The organism is Paenibacillus lentus, from assembly GCF_042714055.1.
Taxonomy (GTDB): domain Bacteria; phylum Bacillota; class Bacilli; order Paenibacillales; family Paenibacillaceae; genus Fontibacillus; species Fontibacillus lentus_A.
In genome coordinates this window covers 22,967-42,399 of sequence record NZ_JBHGVC010000023.1, presented here as the reverse complement: position 1 = coordinate 42,399, position 19,433 = coordinate 22,967, and the positions used below count along the sequence as shown (strand labels likewise).

At 41.4% G+C, this 19,433-nt stretch carries 19 protein-coding genes and 3 pseudogenes; 9 read left to right on the top strand and 13 right to left on the bottom strand.

The annotated features are described in order from the left end of the window. The 3 genes and pseudogenes from ACE3MQ_RS26825 to ACE3MQ_RS26815 all read left to right on the top strand — a co-directional run. Window positions 1-222: pseudogene (locus tag ACE3MQ_RS26825) on the top strand (MFS transporter); the annotation flags it as partial. A 32-nt stretch (window positions 223-254) separates the two neighbouring features. Further along, on the top strand, window positions 255-905 hold the full coding sequence (locus ACE3MQ_RS26820) for an NAD(P)-dependent oxidoreductase (RefSeq protein WP_379398593.1): 651 nt from the start codon (window positions 255-257) through the stop codon (window positions 903-905). Between the two features lie 202 nt (window positions 906-1,107). Further along, on the top strand, window positions 1,108-2,571 hold the full coding sequence (locus tag ACE3MQ_RS26815; protein ID WP_379398591.1) for an IS1182 family transposase: 1,464 nt from the start codon (window positions 1,108-1,110) through the stop codon (window positions 2,569-2,571). Between the two features lie 136 nt (window positions 2,572-2,707). Here ACE3MQ_RS26815 and ACE3MQ_RS26810 read toward each other — a convergent pair whose 3' ends face one another. Both ACE3MQ_RS26810 and ACE3MQ_RS26805 read right to left on the bottom strand, forming a co-directional pair. Further along, entirely contained in the window at window positions 2,708-3,022 is a 315-nt protein-coding gene (locus ACE3MQ_RS26810; protein ID WP_379398589.1) for an aspartyl protease family protein, read from the bottom strand. 232 nt (window positions 3,023-3,254) lie between these two features. Further along, the gene (locus ACE3MQ_RS26805; RefSeq protein ID WP_379398587.1) at window positions 3,255-4,511 is read right to left on the bottom strand and encodes a methyl-accepting chemotaxis protein; all 1,257 of its coding nucleotides are present in this window, start codon (window positions 4,509-4,511) and stop codon (window positions 3,255-3,257) included. A gap of 755 nt (window positions 4,512-5,266) precedes the next feature. Here ACE3MQ_RS26805 and ACE3MQ_RS26800 point away from each other — a divergent pair. From ACE3MQ_RS26800 to ACE3MQ_RS26790, 3 genes are all read left to right on the top strand, one after another. Continuing rightward, window positions 5,267-5,602 (top strand): ArsR/SmtB family transcription factor, encoded by a 336-nt coding sequence (locus ACE3MQ_RS26800; RefSeq protein WP_379398585.1) that lies wholly within the window; start codon window positions 5,267-5,269, stop codon window positions 5,600-5,602. Between the two features lie 17 nt (window positions 5,603-5,619). After that, window positions 5,620-6,573: a cation diffusion facilitator family transporter gene (locus ACE3MQ_RS26795; protein ID WP_379398583.1), complete on the top strand. Its 954-nt coding sequence runs from the start codon at window positions 5,620-5,622 to the stop codon at window positions 6,571-6,573. A gap of 255 nt (window positions 6,574-6,828) precedes the next feature. Continuing rightward, the gene (locus tag ACE3MQ_RS26790) at window positions 6,829-7,707 is read left to right on the top strand and encodes a DMT family transporter (RefSeq protein WP_379398581.1); all 879 of its coding nucleotides are present in this window, start codon (window positions 6,829-6,831) and stop codon (window positions 7,705-7,707) included. Window positions 7,708-7,806: 99 nt separating this feature from the next. Here ACE3MQ_RS26790 and ACE3MQ_RS26785 read toward each other — a convergent pair whose 3' ends face one another. Both ACE3MQ_RS26785 and ACE3MQ_RS26780 read right to left on the bottom strand, forming a co-directional pair. Then, entirely contained in the window at window positions 7,807-8,487 is a 681-nt protein-coding gene (locus tag ACE3MQ_RS26785; protein WP_379398579.1) for a type 1 periplasmic-binding domain-containing protein, read from the bottom strand. A 187-nt stretch (window positions 8,488-8,674) separates the two neighbouring features. Further along, window positions 8,675-10,153: a DHA2 family efflux MFS transporter permease subunit gene (locus ACE3MQ_RS26780; RefSeq protein ID WP_379398602.1), complete on the bottom strand. Its 1,479-nt coding sequence runs from the start codon at window positions 10,151-10,153 to the stop codon at window positions 8,675-8,677. Window positions 10,154-10,294: 141 nt separating this feature from the next. On the opposite strand from ACE3MQ_RS26780, the gene ACE3MQ_RS26775 reads away from it, so the two are divergent. Then, window positions 10,295-10,855, top strand: coding sequence for a TetR/AcrR family transcriptional regulator (locus ACE3MQ_RS26775; RefSeq protein ID WP_379398577.1), 561 nt, complete (start codon window positions 10,295-10,297; stop codon window positions 10,853-10,855). A gap of 276 nt (window positions 10,856-11,131) precedes the next feature. Here the strand turns inward: ACE3MQ_RS26775 and ACE3MQ_RS26770 are convergent. The 3 genes and pseudogenes from ACE3MQ_RS26770 to ACE3MQ_RS26760 all read right to left on the bottom strand — a co-directional run. Next, window positions 11,132-11,224: pseudogene (locus ACE3MQ_RS26770) on the bottom strand (3-hydroxyacyl-CoA dehydrogenase NAD-binding domain-containing protein); the annotation flags it as partial. Beyond that, window positions 11,221-11,793: an NAD(P)H-dependent oxidoreductase gene (locus tag ACE3MQ_RS26765; RefSeq protein WP_379398575.1), complete on the bottom strand. Its 573-nt coding sequence runs from the start codon at window positions 11,791-11,793 to the stop codon at window positions 11,221-11,223. The pseudogene ACE3MQ_RS26770 and the gene ACE3MQ_RS26765, both read right to left, overlap by 4 nt. Window positions 11,794-11,881: 88 nt before the next feature. Beyond that, window positions 11,882-12,208 (bottom strand): ArsR/SmtB family transcription factor, encoded by a 327-nt coding sequence (locus tag ACE3MQ_RS26760; RefSeq protein WP_379398573.1) that lies wholly within the window; start codon window positions 12,206-12,208, stop codon window positions 11,882-11,884. A gap of 1,375 nt (window positions 12,209-13,583) precedes the next feature. Here ACE3MQ_RS26760 and ltrA point away from each other — a divergent pair. Together ltrA and ACE3MQ_RS26750 are read left to right on the top strand one after the other, a co-directional pair. Beyond that, window positions 13,584-14,380 (top strand): annotated as a pseudogene (ltrA, locus tag ACE3MQ_RS26755) (group II intron reverse transcriptase/maturase); the annotation flags it as partial. Window positions 14,381-14,455: 75 nt separating this feature from the next. Continuing rightward, the gene (locus ACE3MQ_RS26750; protein ID WP_379398600.1) at window positions 14,456-14,839 is read left to right on the top strand and encodes a group II intron maturase-specific domain-containing protein; all 384 of its coding nucleotides are present in this window, start codon (window positions 14,456-14,458) and stop codon (window positions 14,837-14,839) included. Window positions 14,840-15,180: 341 nt separating this feature from the next. Here ACE3MQ_RS26750 and ACE3MQ_RS26745 read toward each other — a convergent pair whose 3' ends face one another. The 6 genes from ACE3MQ_RS26745 to ACE3MQ_RS26720 all read right to left on the bottom strand — a co-directional run bounded on the left by ACE3MQ_RS26745 (window position 15,181) and on the right by ACE3MQ_RS26720 (window position 19,084). Beyond that, the gene (locus tag ACE3MQ_RS26745) at window positions 15,181-15,600 is read right to left on the bottom strand and encodes a sensor histidine kinase (protein ID WP_379398571.1); all 420 of its coding nucleotides are present in this window, start codon (window positions 15,598-15,600) and stop codon (window positions 15,181-15,183) included. A 10-nt stretch (window positions 15,601-15,610) separates the two neighbouring features. After that, window positions 15,611-16,138 (bottom strand): histidine kinase dimerization/phospho-acceptor domain-containing protein, encoded by a 528-nt coding sequence (locus ACE3MQ_RS26740; protein ID WP_379398569.1) that lies wholly within the window; start codon window positions 16,136-16,138, stop codon window positions 15,611-15,613. A gap of 301 nt (window positions 16,139-16,439) precedes the next feature. After that, the gene (locus ACE3MQ_RS26735) at window positions 16,440-17,135 is read right to left on the bottom strand and encodes a response regulator transcription factor (protein WP_379398598.1); all 696 of its coding nucleotides are present in this window, start codon (window positions 17,133-17,135) and stop codon (window positions 16,440-16,442) included. Between the two features lie 70 nt (window positions 17,136-17,205). Then, window positions 17,206-17,835 (bottom strand): S-layer homology domain-containing protein, encoded by a 630-nt coding sequence (locus ACE3MQ_RS26730; protein ID WP_379398567.1) that lies wholly within the window; start codon window positions 17,833-17,835, stop codon window positions 17,206-17,208. A gap of 47 nt (window positions 17,836-17,882) precedes the next feature. Then, complete coding sequence (locus tag ACE3MQ_RS26725) at window positions 17,883-18,650, bottom strand: serine hydrolase domain-containing protein (protein WP_379398565.1); 768 nt, start codon at window positions 18,648-18,650, stop codon at window positions 17,883-17,885. Then, window positions 18,644-19,084 carry a serine hydrolase domain-containing protein gene (locus ACE3MQ_RS26720; RefSeq protein WP_379398563.1) on the bottom strand — a complete coding sequence of 147 codons (441 nt, stop codon included), beginning with the start codon at window positions 19,082-19,084 and terminating at the stop codon, window positions 18,644-18,646. Before ACE3MQ_RS26720 ends, ACE3MQ_RS26725 begins: the two co-directional genes overlap by 7 nt. Between the last annotated feature and the right edge of the window lie 349 nt (window positions 19,085-19,433).

The window sequence follows — 19,433 nt, the reverse complement described above, 5'->3', positions numbered from 1 at the left end:
GTGACCGTACCTACCCTGATTTCCTTAGTAGGTCAACTTGGCGGAAAAAATCATGGCGCAGCAGTCTCTTTATATACCTTTATCCTGTTTATTGGAACAAGTCTTGGCCCGATCATAGCCGTATCGTTATTAAATACAGGAAGTTATTTGATTGCTTTTGTGTCATTAACGATAATCCTTGGAATGGGGTTGGCTATTTCATTTTTTATAACAAAACGGTAGACGGTATAACAATTTTGAGGAGATGAATGTCGATGATTCGTTTATTACTTTTAGGAGCGACTGGACGCACAGGAAATTCGATTCTCATACAATTATCAGAGAACGAGCAAGTTCAGGTGACAGCAGCCATACGAGATGTAAGCGATTCTTCGAGGCTTCCAAAGATTAAACGACCTATCCACACTATGATTGTAGATATAGACAATATCTTGAGCCTTCGTAAGGCTACGTCTCAGGCTGATATTATTGTGAATGCGATTAGACTCCGGGAGAATATTTCTCGGTCGGCATTGATCACACTTGACAAGCGAATTCGAGAAGGCGTGGGAGATATGGAGGGGCGTTTAATAATCACGGTAGGTGGTGCCGGATCTTTACATACGCTTCATGGCCAGCGATTTTGGCAAGATCCTACTTTTCCTAAACGCACATTGCCTAGAGGCATAGCACACGCTGAGCTACGTGATTATCTAGAAAAATTACCTCCAGCTTCATGGGCTTACTTAATTCCACCACCAGCATACAATCCTACAGAACCTCGTACTGGTTATTATAATCGGTGGACACCTTCGAATGATGAAAGTGAGTTTTTGAATAGAAGTATCAGTTATGAGGATTTTGCGATAGCTGTTTGTAAAGCAGTAAGCGAACGATGGACAGGCGTACACCTTATTGCAAATTAGTTGCGGACCCCGATGGGAACATTCATGAAATATTTTGTTAAGAAAAAGAGGACTTTGTCAAATTAAAAGGTAAAGTCCTTTCTCATTAACAAGCCCGCATACAACACGTCAGACTGTCTAACAATTATTAAAAATTCTCCGTTTTTGGGCATGTAAATGGATGACCTTTGTCGAATCTCTGTATCTAAGGAGATGAGCGCACATGCCTTTTATCGAAGGTGAAGATAGAGATCAAATTCATTTATTGCCAAATACATTGGACGACTTTGTAGAAGAAGAAAATCCTGTCCGAGTCATCGATGCTTACGTCGACAGCTTGACCCTAGAAGAATTGGGGTTTCAGGTGCATTCGGGCTCGAAAGCGGGGCAAAAACCTTACCGCCGGGAAGATCTTCTCAAGCTCTATCTTTACTGTTATATGAACGGCATCCGTTCCTCTCGCAAGATGGAAACCGAAACGAAAAGAAATATTGAACTGATGTGGCTAATTGGTAAACTCCAGCCGGACCACGGCACTTTATCTGCTTTCATGAAGAGTAACCAAACAGCCATAAAAAAGCTGTTTAAAGAATTCACACTCATGTTAAAAGGTTTCGGGTTAATCGATGGTCAGCTTGTCGCGATTGACGGCACAAAATTAAAGGCGAACTGCTCTAAAAAGAAACATTTTAATGCCAACATTATCAGTAAGAAGCTAGAGCATATCGATGAAAAAATCGATGCCTATTTGCATGATTTTTTAAGGGAGGACAATCGCCAAAAAAAGCAGGAAATCACGGAAAAGTTAGAGGTCTATCAAAAGAGAATGCATGAGTTGCAGGTAATGAAACAAGAACTCAATGAAACAGGTGAAAACCAGCTTTGTGTTACCGATCCGGATGCCAAATCAATGAAAAACAACGGCAAGCATGAAGTTTGTTTCAATGTTCAAACTGCGGTGGACAGCAAGTATAAATTGATCGTGGACTGCGATACGGTCAATGATGTCAACGATCAAGGTCAGTTGTCCAATATGGCAAAGAAAACAAAGCAGGTTTTCCGTGATCAAAAAATCACAATTCTGGCCGATACGGGCTATTATAACTACCTTGAAATCATCGACGTTGTCGACGAAAGTACCGAGCTCTTAATTAAGCCGCAAAAGGGAAAGCAAAACAAAATAGCAAGCGGATTTGATAAAGAAAACTTTGAATATGATGCCTTAAACGATAGATATATTTGTCCGTTGGGTTATGAATTGCCTTTCAAATGGAATGGAAAACAAGATGGGAAAGATTATAAGCGTTACACTTGCGAAGCCTTCGATATCTGTGGACAAAAAAAGTGCTGCACGTCTGCCAAAGGCGGAAGGTCGATAACCAGGCTTAAAGACGAAGAAGTGATCGAACAGATTGCCGAAAATACGCGTAGTGAAAGTAATATTTATAAGCAAAGAGCGGCAATTGTTGAGCACCCTTTCGGAACGATAAAACGTCATTTGGGCTATACATACTTTTTAACACGAGGGTTGGAATCAGTAGGCACAGAGACCAATCTGATTTGTCTTGCCTATAATTTCAAGAGAATGATCAAAATAAAGGGCGTGAAGGAGCTCATACGTCTCTTCAGAGACCGAGCTTGTTCGAAATCTAATATGCACGACGTTTATTTGAGCAAAATTGCATAAACCCACATTTTAAAGCGTGCTCAGCAATCAATTGTTAGACAGTCTGACGTGAAGTGTTGTGCGTTGATTTATAAGGGTTTTGGGTGATTCGATAGGGAAGTTGGAGACGAAGTGGGGACGTGAGCTGTTCACGTCCCTATTTTAATTGTGATTTAGGCTTGCACATTTCCATCCGATGAAGGTCGATGGCCATGTTGCCATTCTTAAGGATGTCTAAACTAATGAGGCCATTTATATAATTAATATCATCAAGAAAAATACCAAAATCAATAGGGATGCCTTCCATGATAAAATCGCCTATTTGGATCTGATCAAGATGTTTCTCAAAAGTGTATTCGTCTCCACCGATCCTAAAGCTCCGAACGAGTTTATCGCCATTTTCAAATTTAATGCCTATTTCGGATACGATATCAGAGGATAAAAGGGAATGAGCAGCGCCAGTATCAACCACTAAATTGTTAGTTGTTAGCCGCCTGGATGGCAGAATACAAATAGTCGAGTTCGCCAAGCATTGATTGTAACAAATCAGAGGTTATCTAGGTTCCTTTGGGTATTTGGTGTCATTGAGCCGGTAGTTCCAATCGTACCACATTTCAATATTGGCGTCGGCATATATAATCTGGTGAACTGCAAACGCAAAATAACCCCTTTCGATAAATACAGTTTATGTATCTTTCAATTTGTTACGATTGTTGTCCATTAAATCTCTGTGTAAGCTTTTTTAAATTATCAGCTTGTGCACATAAGTCTTTTGACACTACCATGTTGATTGCTTGCATAGAGGCACTTTGCTCATCTACTGATTGTAAAACGACCTCTGTATAATTCGATAAGCTATCCATTCCGTTGGCTATGGTCGATACTAATTTTGTCACCTCATTGGCGCTGCCTGAAAGTTCCTCAGCCGTTACGGAAATCTCCTCTAGCTGGTTAGTCATCTTGCTAACATGCTGAGAGATTGTGCCAAATGACTTTGTAGCCTCATCAATGACGTAGACACCCTGTTGAACGTTTTTCAAATCCCCTGCGACAGAACTAACTACTTGTTTTGTACCTCTTTCAACGCCAACTACTAGCTCAACAATTTGAGTAGCCGAATGCTTAGATTGCTCTGCCAATTTTCGTACTTCCTCCGCTACTACTGCAAAGCCTTTACCATGCTCGCCAGCACGTGCTGCTTCAATTTCTGCATTTAATGCTAGCAAATTCGTTTGATCTGTAATAGCCGTAATGATTTCTGTCATAGATTTGATATCTATCATTTTGCTAGATAATTGTTGCATTAATTCGCTCGTTTTTTTAGTAGAAGTTGAAATAAATTGCATTTGATTTTTAGCTTCATGTAAAATTTCAGCACCGTTACCTGCAATTTCATTTGCTTCTTTTGCATGATCGAAAACATCTTGCGTTGCCACGGTAATACGTTCAATGCCATCAGCAGTTTCCTGCATAGAAATAGCACTTTCATTTGCAGACTGTGCTGCTCGTTTAAGACCTTCCGTTGTTTTCTCCATTTGTGAGTCAACCTCGTCAACTACAACCGTAATTTCATTTGTACTTGCTGATAACTCCTCTATGCTCGCAGATAAGTCTGTAGAACTACTCGCAATTTTTTGTGTTATCGTATGTAATTGCTCCTTCATCTCTATAAACGCTTGAGCTAACTCTGAAATTTCATCGTTTGAATTCAATTCAATAGGTGCAGTATGAAAATTCCCCTTAGTTATTGCTTTAGCAGATGCCGCTAATTGGTTAATCGGCTTAATAACTTTATATTTTACATAGAAGATATAGGACATTGATACAGTAATTCCTACTATCGTTAAAAAAGTAGATAGCCATTTTAAGGATGTTACATTTGCTAGGTCTATGATTAAAATAGCAATCATGTGAACATTTAAAATAGTAAAGCCAATGATATTTCTTTTCCGTAAACTCATACTAAATTCCCTCCAACTATAATCTTACTCCCATTTAATTGAGATGGTTTGTTTAGTCGCAATAACATTAACTGAAATGGATTCCTTTTCATGTTTTAAGTAAAAAGCCACCTTGTTGTAAGCAATACCCCATACTTAAACCAGATTGGCTAGCACCAATCACAGTAACATCTAGCATTTCTTATCTCACTTCCTATATTAAATATAATAATGATTTAAACTTAAACCTCTTTCGTATCTAATTTATAAAATAGAGTATCTACTTTCACTAAAGGATACCATTCTGGTAATTCTGATCATTTCGACAAAAGATTTAGTAGCAGCACAACGCTGCCGAATTCAATGCTTTGATTTATATATTTTGGTACAAAATCGTATATAGCCATTCCTTCACGCATTTTTTCGTAGCTCCTCTAAAGAAATACTTCCTTTTTTAAAGATAACACATGTATAATTAAACATGTGTTCATGTGTTGTTGATTATTATATCAATCTGTTCCCTCACGTCAAGTAGTTTTAATCAATAATTATGAAAGCATTTTTTATTTTAAGGGTTATATCTTCCAGTAATAACCTTTACTCAAAAAATACATGTTACGTGCAATCATTAAACATCCAAGAAAGCTAGTTAGAAATTGTCTGACTACTGAAAAAAATATTGTACTCTGATTGACATGTAAAGGAGAGTATAATATATTACATATTAACATGTGATCATATGTAATATTAAGGTTTGTTATTAAGGAGTGAAATAGATGAGTGAAGAGCAGAAACATGAAGAGACGTTTAATGAAGCAGCACAACCTTTAGATGAAGAGACGTTGTTTGTCGTTTCTCAAACGTTCAAAGCGCTGAGCGATCCAACTAGAATCCGGATTTTGAGTTTATTATGTACAGAGGAGCGTTCCGTTAATGATATTGCAGAGACGTTAAATTTAAGTCAATCCAGTGTCTCCCACCAACTGCGATTCCTGAAAAATTTAAGATTGGTTAAATTCAGAAGAGAAGGGAAGACCTTGTTTTATTCAGAAGATGACGAGCACGTCATGAATTTACTGAAGCAGGCAATTGAGCACGCTGCGCATCATTAATTTAGGGGGAACTTAAAATGGGACACGATCATGGGCATGACCATACACATGGTGCAAATAAAAAGACGTTGATGATAAGTTTTATTATTATTACAGCTTACATGATTATTGAAGCATTTGGAGGATTCATTACTAACAGCCTTGCGTTATTATCTGATGCAGGACATATGTTAAGTGACTCCATATCACTTGGAATTGCATTAGTGGCGTTTACACTTGGGGAAAAAGCCGCTAACTATAGTAAAACATATGGATATAAACGTTTTGAAATATTAGCAGCAGTTCTTAACGGGGCGACACTTATATTAATTGCGCTTTACATTTTTTATGAAGCATTTGAGCGTTTTCAAAATCCACCTGAAGTTGCCTCAACTGGAATGTTAATCATCGCTTCAATTGGCTTACTAGTTAATATTTTGGTAGCGTGGATTATGATGCGCAGCGGGGATGTAGAAGAGAACTTGAACATGCGCGGAGCGTACTTGCATGTGATTAGCGATATGCTTGGTTCCATTGGCGCCATTATTGCTGCACTGCTCATGATGTTCTTCGGCTGGGGTTGGGCAGATCCACTCGCAAGTGTCATTGTTGCCGCCCTCGTACTACGAAGCGGTTACTATGTTATGAAATCCGGGCTTCATGTTCTAATGGAAGGGGCACCACAAAATGTAGATGTGGACGCTGTGATTAAAAAAATCAAAAATACAAAAGGTATTCAAAGCGTTCACGATTTGCATGTTTGGTCGATTACAAGCGGGTTAAATGTACTTTCCTGCCATGCAGTAGTAAATGATCAAATGTCCATCGCTGAAAGTGAAAGATTGCTCCGTCAAATCGAACATGACCTAGAACACCTAAATATTCACCATATGTCGATTCAATTAGAAACGCCTGAGCATCAGCATGACAATACGATTTTGTGTAAAATGAAAGCTGAATCATCTGGGCACCACCATCACCATCATCACTGATGGGAATTGCAAATCAATCAACGAAAAAACGAAACCTTTAATTCCAAGTAGATCAGCCTATTCTTCTTTTACTTTGTGCAGGAGGGATAACGATGGTTAACTTTATTGCCCCGCCAGCAGTACCTCTACAGTAGAATTTGCTGTTAAAGGTACTTACTGAGTTTTTCTGGCCCTTTTCCGCAGGTTCTACTGTATGTACGCGGCATCTGATGTTTATTGCCGCCCCATCATGTTAGTAGAAAGCGGGAATAACAAATGAAAGAAAAATTATATTTTGTCTTGTCGATGATCATCTTCGGTGCAGTTGGAGTGTTTGCCAAGTATATTGATTTGACTTCAAGTGAAATAGCTTTATTCATGAGTCTGATCGGCAGCTTATTTTTGCTCATCATCTGTATCTATACCAAGCATAAATTCTCGTGGCAAAACTTGAAAAAGAATGCCGTTGCACTGTTCATCGCAAGCATTGCTTTGAGCGGCAATTGGATCTTTCTTTTTCAGGCGTACAAAGAAACAACAATTGCAAATGCAGCCTTAAGCTATTATTTTGCACCCGTTTTGGTCATTCTGTTGTCCCCTGTTGTATTGAAAGAAAAATTTTCAATAAAAAAAGCGGTATGTGTTGGTATAGCGATTGCCGGTTTGTATTTCATTATGAAAAGCAGCGGGATAGAAGCAACTGAACATAACTTGCTCGGTATCTTCTATGGACTGATAGCTGCGGGTTTTTATGCAATACTAACCCTCGTTAATAAATTTATTAGAAATATGAATGGGCTGGAAAACACGTTTATACAGCTTGTATTATCGTTTGTAATGCTATTACCATATGTTCTTATGAAAGATGGCTTCAAGTTATTTAAGTTAACTGGAGATTCTGTATTATTAATGTTGCTCTTGGGGATACTTCATGGCGGTATAGGCTTCTATCTTTTCTTTACCGGAATGGGAGGACTTAGAGGCCAGAGCATTGCTGTATTAAGTTATATCGACCCATTAACTTCATTATTTATTTCAGCTCTTGTTATAGGAGAAAAGATGACTTTACTCCAAATAATAGGTGCTGCCTTATTGTTGGGCTCAACATTAATAAGTGAAGTAAACAGAAGCGGGAAAAGACCTATTCAGAAATAAATAGTTTACAGAGAGAATACTCCAGACTCCATGTAAAGGCTCAACAAGCCGGCGCCTGTTCTTTAACGGTGTCAGCTTGTTGTTTTTTATTCATTGCGCTCATTCAGGACAACGCACCGCTTCTGTTTGAGCTCTGAAGTTAAGTTGATGTCGAATCTGAATTCGGGCATATTTATCGCTTAATAATAGCGAAACGGCTTGCTCGCCAATTGCAGTTTGATGATAATCCACACTTGGGAAACCTAATATTTCACTTAATGGCGTATTCTCCTCACCAATAATCTCGAAATCTTCCGGATAATTGTAGCCGTGCGACTGACCTTCATATGCTTCGGTGATGGTTTCTTGATACGCCTGAATACGTAATCGCGTGCTAGGACTCGATTGAAAATCTCTTCCCGATGTGAAATGTATACGTTTATAATCTTTATTCTTCAAATAAGTGAAGACTTCGATATAAGCTACAAATCGATCTGGGAACACAGACGGGACAAACTCGATGGGGCAAGCCTCGCAGCATACGATTTTTCCCCACTCGGACAGAGCTAAGATCTGCTCAGGATGAAGTGTATGCGAAGTGAGCAGAATTCCATCGATCATTTTCTTTTTTAATAACGTAAGATGGTTACTTTCTATATCGTTTTCATAATACGAAGGCAGCAAGAGAACTTGATAATGCAACTCATGCGCTTTCTTCAGAATGCCGTTAATGAGTTCATTATTTTGGCAGGAATTGTAATTACGACGATCGGTTCTGTGATGCCGTAATTGCTCGCTCACTAACGCAACTTGCCGACTGGATGGTCATAGCAGTTTAAAAGCTTATACTGACTTTTATTTTTTGTACTGTCTACTTGACGGGGTGCAGTTCATTTTTGGGTGTAACGGTCGTCTTCTTTTTAAGTTGCTAAATCAGGCTGTGCTTGGTTGGGGTCTCAAGGAAGTGCGTTAGTTCCGATCGTAAATTTTATTTATTGATTTGCATCTGCAATCCAGCCATCTTTCTTTGTTTGGAACGTTTAATGAAAAGAGAAACAACTATAGCGATTACGGCGAAAATAAGTCCAAATGTGAATGCAGCTTCAAAGCCTGCTAAAGCAGCTGCGCCGATCTCCGCCTGATCATTCGGGTTAGTTGAGTTTGCCAAGTAATCGGATTGCCCGGCAGACATTCTGCTAATGAATAATGCCGTACCGAGCGAACCTGCCACTTGCTGAAGCGTAGTGAATATTGCCGTGCCGTGCGGGTACAAATCTTTGGACAATTGGTTAAGCCCATGTGTTTGGGTAGGCATCATAACAAGCGCAATCGCAACCATCAATAAGCAATGGATGGCAATAATTTGTCCCGTTGTAACGGAAGCATCAATGCCCGAAAACAACCACATCGCCACTGCAATTAAAAGAACACCCGGAATAACGACAACGCGCGGACCAAATTTGTCGAATAGTTTACCCGATACCGGAGCCATCAATCCATTCAATATACTCCCCGGCAGCATAATTAATCCGGATTTAAAAGCGGTAACTAATAATACACCTTGCAAGAACATCGGCAATAAGACCATTGTGGAGAACATTGTCATCATGATGATGACTACCAGAACGACCATTAATGAAAATACGGGGTATTTAAAGGTTCGCAAATCAAGGATTGGATTTTTTATTTTCAATTGTCTGATGATAAACCAGACTAATGAAACTGCACCAACAATCAACGTCCAATACACTTCCGGATCGGACCAGCCAAGATCGCCGGATTTGCTGAAACCGTAGACGATACCTCCAAAACCTAGTGTAGATAGAATGATTGAAAAAATGTCAATCTTTGGTTTCCTGATTTCCATCACATTCGTCAAGTACTTAGCTCCGACGATGATCGAGATGGCCGCAAAAGGAATGACCGCATAGAATAACCATCGCCAGTTCAGCGAATCAATAATAACGCCTGAGAGCGTAGGTCCAAGGGCTGGCGCGAACATCATAACCAACCCTATTAACCCCATTGCCCCGCCGCGTTTTTCTGGCGGGAATATGAGGAGGATCGTATTCATCGTTATCGGGAGCAGTAATCCTGTACCTAATGCTTGAACAATACGGCCCGCAAGCAAGAAGCCAAATGATGGAGCAACTGCCGCAAGAAGCGTACCTGCTAAAAACGTAATCATAGCTGTTAAAAATAGCTGTTTAGTCGTAAACCATTGTTGTATAACAGCCGTAATCGGCACAAGAACGCCAACGACAAGCATGTACGCGGTACTTAACCATTGAATGGTTGATGGAGTGACACTAAATGCTCGCATTAACTCCGGCAATGCGTTGCCAAGCAACGTTTCGTTTAGGATCCCAACAAATGCGCCGATAAGTAACGAAATGATAATTGGCGCTCGTTTAACGTTGGATATTTCAATTTTCTTGTTCTTTGCAGCCGTTCCAGCCACATTCATGGACATTCCCTCTCTCCTAATTTGTCTACATTTGTTGAAAATTTATGTTTACGTTATATAATATATACATGTAGATTATTTATAGTAAGAATCATTTTAGGAAAAGAGTAAAGATACACTACAAGTCGAGGTGAGGTGTAGATGAAAATTGCTGGATCAAGGAATGATTTAAGGGTAAGGCGAACGCACAAGCTTTTGTGGAATGCGTTTGAAGAATTGATGTCGGAACAGCCTTTTAGCTCTATTACTGTAAACCAGATTTGTGAAAAGGCAATGGTTCACCGGACTACCTTTTATAAGCATTTTGAAGACAAATTTGACCTGTTGATTTCAGGCTTATCACAAACAAAAGATGAATCCATGCAATTTACTGTAAAAGAAAGGATTCAAACACCGTTTCAAATCACGACCAAAATCCCCAACATTGCGTTACGCGCTAAAATCATGCAAACGCAAATAAACGATGAAGTATTCACCAGCTATATAAAAAGCCACCAGAAAGAAGCACTTAAGCGAGACATGCTTGAACTGAATCAAAATGGGGAGAAGTTTTCGGTTCCGCTAGAGATCATCGCAGAGGTTTACTCGGAAGTCATTGCCTCGCTCAGTACATGGTGGCTTCAAGGCGGCCGTCAAGTTCCTGAAAAGCGGATGGATAATTATCTTCATAAGCTTCTTAATAAAGAGTTATTTTGGCACTAAAAGTTTTGGTATGAACCCTTTATCTGATCATGAAAACCAATAATGAGTTAGGGATTTGTTCTTTCCCTACCCCACTATGCCAACAGTTCCAATTATGGATAGGAGGCTTTTAGCGGACAGTCCCTTAACCTATTTTACATTTAAAATATATTGAAAAGCAGAAGTAACTCTTCTGCTCTGGCTGTCGAGAAATCGACAGCCTTTTAAATTAAAAGACAATCGCTATCGAATGAAATAGGCTTAAAAAGCAGTATTAACCTCCTTCTCAGTTATACCATTTATGTCATATGCCGAAACATGAAATCCTTTGAAAGCAATTTGGAAAGCAATTTGACTTCCCAAAACGCCAATGCCAGCAACCATAATCATAGTTTGGTAGGTAATGAATTCAAAAAAATCAACCGGTTTTCATTCTTACCTGTAGATACATATCCACAATGTATCCATTGAATGTTTTTCATTCCTACTGCTTTCAATGTAGCTTTAATAAAAGTTTTTTTAATGCCATTTCCTGCAATGAATTGAATATACCATTTAGGAGCTTGGCCAGTTGTGATGACTTTTACTGACTGGATATTCGTTAGCAGCCCTTTCATTGTTCCATTCTTATTTTCAATATAAGCAAAATCTTTAAGAAGTACTTTATCTAGGAATCCCTTTAATATAGCTGGGACATTATACCACCAGACAGGAAATATAAAAATCACCTCACTACTAGACTTTAACATTGACTGATACTTACCTACTAGTTCATTACCATACTTACCCTTCGAGTATAACTTCAATTCACTCGCATGATAAATTGGATCAAAATGATCCTCGTACAAATCAATAATTTGAAATTGTTGCTTTCTTTCCTTGAATGTTTCTACTACTTTAGATAAAATTGCATGATTATAACTTCCATTCCATGGGTGAGCATATACTATCGTTTTCATACTTTATTCCCCTTTAATTTCTTATTAACAAAACTCTCAATCGTGCATTAGTGCACATATTTGCATTAATAGAGCAAAAAAATCAAAGTTAGCAACTATTTAAGAGTTTTTCTAATTGTTCAGTCGTTAATTTAAACATATCAAATATCATTTGACTATTTACGTCGTAGTAAATGTTTCTGCCTATTTTTGTTTTTGAAACAATTTCAAACCTATACATTAAATCTAAATGCCTTGAAATAACCGATCTATCCTGTGGGAGATTTTCAGCAATTTCCGTTATATTTTTCGCCCCATAAACAGCCAAATATCTAATTATTTCAATTCTAACAGGATCAAATAGTGTTTTATAAAAGTCAAAATCAATAGCATTATTAATTTCATTTGAACATTTAAGCTCTTCATCTCTACTCATATTTACCTCACCTCTTGTACATATAATACATGCATGAGAATGCACGCGTCAAGTCTTATAACCTGGCTTTGTGCGTTCCAAAGAACATCCGTCCCTATGTAAAAAGTCTGGACGGTAACTTGTTATTTGGCGAAAGTTCACACGATTTATTTGATAGTAGGATCAATGCTTCCGTCTACTTGCGACTATTTGATCAGTATATAGATATTGTAGGATCGCGATAGAATTTGACTTTAGTTTCATAAGCTCTGCACAATAAAACATGATATCCATCTGTGAGAGAGCGATAGAGCCGTCCTTAATTTTCTGCTAAAAATAAGCTTGGAACCCGCCACCTAAGGCTAGAAGCTGAGCCGCTTCCTGCTGTAGTTGAGGAGCGGAATTTACGCTGTTTTGAAGTGTGAGATCGCCCAGTTACTGGCGATTTCGAATCCTGGGTGGTACTTGTGCATGTCGTCGACGTAATAGCGCAGATAACGGCGGAAACCCTCCCGACAAAAAGCGCTGAATTCGTGATAAGCGGTTATTGGCAGAACTATCAAAAGCTCGGTCTTGTCGGTTTAGAGATGGATCCCCAGGACGCCGCCAAAACTGGGAACCCTCCCTCACACATTTTTTTCATTAGGGTGTTCTAGCCAGCAGTATTGGAGTCCAAGGGGCCTATAGTGCGTACGTGGCAGCACGATCATCAGGCGGGTTAAAGTCCCGCTGAGCCTCGGACTGGGGGGCTCATATCCAAACCCGGGGGTAATGCCTCGGGGGCTGGTAAATTTTTTACCGGAGGGCAGGGCGTCTGCCGCGAGGCAGAGTCTGAAGGGCTTGAGGAGAAGTACCAGGCCGTAGTGAACCGGGGCTACCCGAACTCGCGAACCGGTCGGCCAAAGATGGGGCAAGGTCGAGTCTGCACTATGGAGACGAAGGCGTTCTAGTCCACCCATCGCACCAAGGTGTGTGCGGGCGGCATGGTACGGAAGATGACGATGTGACCCACGGAGATCTCGTCGTGTCTGAAACGAATGCACTTTGCAGGACGAGTGGTTAAACCAAAGTCGAAGCGGTCGCGCCGCGCCCGCCGCTTCAGAGAATGCGCGGCAGTTTCAGTAACGGATGCTATAAGGAAACCCCGAAATGCATACCGGACGCATGGCGAGAAGTCGGAGAACTGCGTACTACTTACGAACGGACGAACAACAGAAACGTCCGGATTAGTCACCTTGGTGTGACTGGCTTCTGTTCACCCAAAAGGTGAACTAGAAGGGGAAGGCGGCTCGCTTTATGGAGACCGGAACTGGCATGGGTTTCGCGAGTAAGCGGCAAGAGAGGAATATTCCCTAAGTGAAAGACCCAAAACTTGCAGGCGGAGGATACGAAGCGCATGAAAGCAGAAGGCACAGGACGAAAGTTTCATTCATTAATCGACAAGGTGTATCACCGAACAAACCTGGAAATGGCATGGGAAAGGGTGAGAGCAAACGGAGGCAGTGGTGGAACTGACAAGGTCACCATCCCGGCCTTCCAAGCCGTAGCCGAAGTGGATTTAGAGAAGCTGCACGAAGAATTGAAACAAGGGACATACCGACCGAAGCCGGTCAGACGAATTCACATTCCCAAGAAAGGGAAGCCAAACGAGAAGCGTCCGCTCGGCATCCCGGCGATAAGGGACAGAGTCTGTCAGCAAGCGCTTAAAAACAGGTTGGAACCTATCTTCGAGCCCCTGTTTAGTGAATGCAGTTTCGGATACCGTCCGGGTAGGTCAACACACCAAGCCATGCGGAAGATTTACCGCGAGATCATGGACGGATGCGAATGGATTGTGGACGCAGACCTGCGGGATTTCTTCGGAACGGTGCACCATGAACCGCTAATCGATATGATTGCGGAGCAAGTTAGCGACGGACGAATCCTCAAACTGGTCAGACAAATGCTCGAAGCTGGGTATATGGAAGACGGAAAGAATACGCGACACCGAACGGCACACCGCAAGGTAGCGTAGTAAGTCCGCTGTTCAGTAATATTTACCTGAATCGTTTCGACCATGAAATGACGGACAGAGGGTACCGACTGACGCGCTTCGCGGACGATTGGGTGGTGCTCTGCAAGACGCAAGCGGAAGCTGCGCGGGCGCTCCGGGATGCAAGAATCATTCTGGAGTCGCTCGGGCTGACTCTTCACCCAGATAAAACAAAGATCACCCACATCAAGTGGGGATTCGAGTTTCTGGGCTACAAGCTCAAACAGGGGAAAGGTTTGTCGCTGCCACGGGAAAAGGTGAAGAAGCAATCGAAGATGAATATCTATGCCTATCCCAAAGACAAGTCTATCCAATCGTTCATGGACACCATTCGTACCCGAACGCACAGGCGCATTCCGCTGACGGTCTTTGAACTCATCGATTCCATCAATCCCGTTATACGAGGATGGGGCAACTATTTCCGTAAAGCCCACGTTAGAAAGCTGTTCAACCGACTTCAACGCTGGATTATTCGACGTATTTGGAGTCACCGCTTCAAACGCTGGCGCAATACCGGATGGAAGAAGCTGCCGGAATCCATCCTTTACTCCAAGTACAAGCTGGTCAACCTCTTGTCGTTAATTCCAGATTTGAACCTGTGGACTGCACCCAGAGGGTGACATAAAGGAAAGCGGATTGCGGGAAAGCTGCACGATCCGTTTGATCGAGCGGACGGAGGAAGGCGAAAGCCGACCTCCTTCGACTCTACATCGAGGAACCATAGGACAACGCGGGAGGGAAGGAGCCCTGCTTTGTTCATGTTTCTTAAGGAGGTACGAGTCAGTGAATGTCAAACGCTAACAGCACCGAAGGAAAACATCAAACAACTCCAAGAGAAACTAGTTCATGCGGCTAAGGAAACTAAGAAGCAGATTCCATGAGTTGTACGACAAGGTATACTGGTTCATTTTTCATAGGTCACCCTTATTTTACGGTCACGGGGGTGGACAAGCTGACTGCCTCAAACCGCGAGGCTGCATCCGCAAAACCAATCGGAAGATCTAGCCGGCTGTGGTGTAGGAGGTGATTCACTTAATGTGGGTACGTCAACGCCAGCCCCGTCATCTCCAATCCACAAAATGGCTTTTCCCTCTTTGTGTTCACACGACACATAAAGTGCAGTTCCAGCCGGATTATATCGCAGTGTGTTGCTAATCAAGTTAGTGATGACACGGCTCATATGGACTTCGTCCATTTTAACAAGAAGTGGTTCTTCCGGAATATGTACTTCAAGCTCGAACCCCCTTTCTTCAATTTCGGGATAAAATTCCACCACAAGCTGCTGAAACCACTTCGTTATGTTCACTTTTTCTTTATTCAATTCCGTATGTTTGTCATCTAGCTTCGCTAGTTCAAATAAGTCTTTAATCAAATTAGCCATATAGGATGATTTATCGTAAATGTATTGAATATATTTGCGCGTCTTTAGTTTCTAGTGTCTGATTATCCAACAAAAGCTGAGAATATCCGTAAATTGAGGTGATCGGCGTCTTCAAGTCATGCGACAGATGAAGTAACATGTTACTTTTTTTGTTCTCGGCTGCTTCCTTCTCGGCAGATGTTCGCTGTAAACGTTCTGCCTTTCCGTTAAAAGCATCTTGTATTTCTACAAATTCCTGTTCAGCAGAATATTTAACCCGCTTCGTGTAATTGAAGCGTTCCATCTCTTTGATGCCTTCAAGGATTTGTCTGAGTGGCTTTTTGACTTGTTCGACAGAATATCGAGCATAAAAGTAAAGTAATATGAACAAAAAAACAGCAAACAATCCTGCAAAGATAGATGTGGCAGTAGATATTTTAGACAGTCGTTCAGGGATTTTCCAGAGTAATACATAGGACTCACCGTGCGGCCCTTCTGCATGATATGCATGATAGGAAATCGAATCATCGTTTCTTTCTACATCCATTTTGGCATACATTTGGCCATCTTGGTAATGGACGATATTGTCTTCTTTGTTTCCTTTGACAAAAACGATTCTCCCAATTCATTAACAATTTCGAACCAACCACCGTACTTATCTAGCAATTGCCCACTGATGTTATCAAAAGGGTATTGGTAAATATCCTCGCCATTGGTTTTAGCGACATCAAGATCATTTATATACCACTTCATTAACAGGTCTGTGCTAAAGAGCGATACGGCTACCGCCGCTATCATCAGAGCGCTGATCACCACATAATTTCGAAAACAGCCTTTTCAATGGACGTCTACCGGAAGAGCTATTTGCTTTTTTCAAATCGGTAACCCAACCCCCTAATTGTAATGAGATAAACAGGTTTTCTTCGGTTATCTTCAATTTTTTCCCTGATTTTACTTATGTACACCATAATTAAATTTTCATCCCCGATGTATTCCTCGCCCCATACCTGCTCGTAAATATGTGCTTTCGTAAACACCCTGCCTGCCTGTCCCATCAGCAGTTCCAGAATCCTGTATTCGTACGATGTCATTTCTTTTTCTATTCCGGACTTGTACAGTTGGCAGCTCTTCAAATCCAGCTTCACATCCCCAATTTCAATACATTCCTGCTCCTGCTTATCTGGCTTCGCAAAGACATCAATTCGTCTGAACAGTGCTTGAACTCGACTAACAACTTCAAGCGGGTTAAAGGGCTTGCCTACGTAATCATCTGCTCCAAGCTGCAAACCATAAATTTTGTCCATATCGTCAGACTTTGCAGAAATGAAGAGGAACGGAATCTGTGAGCTATGTCGCGTCCTTTTGAGCAATTCCAATCCATCCATCTGAGGCATCATAATATCGGCAATAACCAGATCGATGGACTCCTCTTGTAATATTTCCAGTGCTTCGATTCCGTTCCCGGCTGCAACCGTAGCATAGCCATTGCTGGTTAAATAGATGGTCAGCAGTTCCTGAATTTCGGCTTCATCATCTATAATGAGTATTGTTTTAATTTGTCCCACCCCTGATTGTGCAAGAAACAACTCCCACTCTACTTGCAGCTTAGTGGGAGTTGTTTCTACATTAGAATAGATTATCTGCGAACCGTGACAGCAATGCAGCCGCTTCTTGTTTTAGCATTGGCTGTTTCGAATTATAGTCGAATGTCCCGTCTTTGCCTTCGACAACTTCGAGCCCATATAATTGTTTCGCGATCACGAAGCGAACACCTTCTAGAGCCCAAGAATCGGTGTGACCGCTAATCGCAGCTTTTCCCGGTTTGGCGCCTGTGTGATTGAATGCCATACGCCATATAATAGTTGCTGCTTCCTGACGCGTCAACAGTTGCTGTGGATTAAACTTTCCATTCGCAGGAAGTGCAATGACTCCAAGCTGATAAGCTGCTTGTATTTCTTTAGCATAAGCACTACCAGAAATATCAGTGAAAGCAGGTTCATTCTTAGATGGTGCTATCCCAGACCACCGGATAAACCATCCGATAAACTGTTCTCGTGTAATCGCTTGTTCAGGCTCAAAGCGGTTGTCGCCGCTGCCCTCATCGATGACCCCCAATTGGCGCATGTGATAGATCGATGAAGCATACGAATGGTCTACACTAACATCCTGATAATGCTGCGGCTTCACCAATTTTTCGGACCAGCTATCTGCTTTTAAATTGTAATAAAACGCCTGAACATCACCGTTACTGTTCAATTTGAAAGCAGCTTTTGCGCCTTGCTCATCTTGAAAAAGCAGCGGTTCTATTTCATAAAGTACATGTTCTCCAAGCGATCTTTCACGATAAGCTTGCCGTCCTCTGAACGAATATGAGAGGTCCACATCCGATTCCGTAAGTCACTGTATGTGCCTTCGAAATCTGCCAAGGAGTGTTTCGATCGCTCAAGAGGAGCTTGTGATCCCCCTTTGCTCGGGTAATAATGATTCATGAACGCTTCCAACAATGGCGTACGAAACTCAAAATCTTTATTTGTGGTAACGAAAACGCCGACTTTTTCATTTGGAATCAGCCACATATTGCTATGATACCCTGCCATGTCCCCAGATTTCTCAATCATATATTGTCCGTTGTAATGTTGCTGACTGGCATATTCGAAGCCATAGGCCATGTTCGGTAGCTTTTCATGTATAGCAAGCTGAGGCTTATGCATTTCCGCCGCTGTTTCTTTTTTTAGGATCGTTGCATTTCCCAGCTTACCGTCAACAAGATGGGCCATCATGAAATTTGCCATGTCGGAGCCCGTAGATAACATTCCGCCGCCCGGATACTCTGTAGGAACCGTTGCGTACGTGGGAATAGCTTCGCCTATCTGATTGTAAGGCACAGCCAATTCTTTTGTTATTTCCGGAGTTAAACGTAAATAACTGTTTTCCATACCTAAAGGTTTAAAGATATGATCCTGTACATATGTACCAAATGGCTTTCCAGTCACTTGCTCAATGGCATAACCTTGAAATGTAAATCCTAGATTGTCATATCTGTAAAACTCGCCAGGCTTACGGATCACCATAGGTGTGTTATCCGATTCGGGATTCGAACGTCCCCCAAGTAAGCTGACAAATCTTTGTTTAAATCGATTTTCCCTTGCTCCGCTAATTGCATCACTGCTGTAGCGGTTATCACTTTGGAAATGGAGGCGACGCGGAACAGCGTACGATTTGGATCGACCGGCAGCTTCTTCTCCACATCCGCATAACCGTAGCCCTTATTCAATAGCACTTTGTCGCCTTTGACGACTACAAATGCAGCTCCAGCCATACTTTCTTTAATTTCAGGACGGTTAAAAAATTGATCGGCAAATTGCTCTACTTCTTTGGGATCTTGCGGACCTCCCCCCAGGGGTGCCGCCGATACTTTCGATAGTGAACCAATACCGCCTAGTAAGCCAGTTGCTACAGTGAAGGTCAGTGCAATGGCCGTCGCGCGCTTTGTAAACATGTTCATTCTTTGCTCACTCCTCTGTTTCAATTCTCAATATCATCAGAATACATGAGCAATCTTAATCCAGTTTCTATACAATCTTAATGTAATGTGAAATATGCAAAGCGCCAGGGTCTCACAACAGACAGAAGGGGTGTCACAGGTCAGTGGACCTTTTGGGTCACCCCTACGATATAAACCGATTCTTACTTTATGGTCATGACTTGCCCGCTTGTCATTGCAACTAATTCATCGGGTGCTAATTCAAATAATGCTTTGGGATATCCTGCTGCAGCCCATAAGGTTTTAATTGTAAAAGGTCAGGCAGGCTTTAATACCATTCAAAATTGGATTCATTTGGATAACGGATATT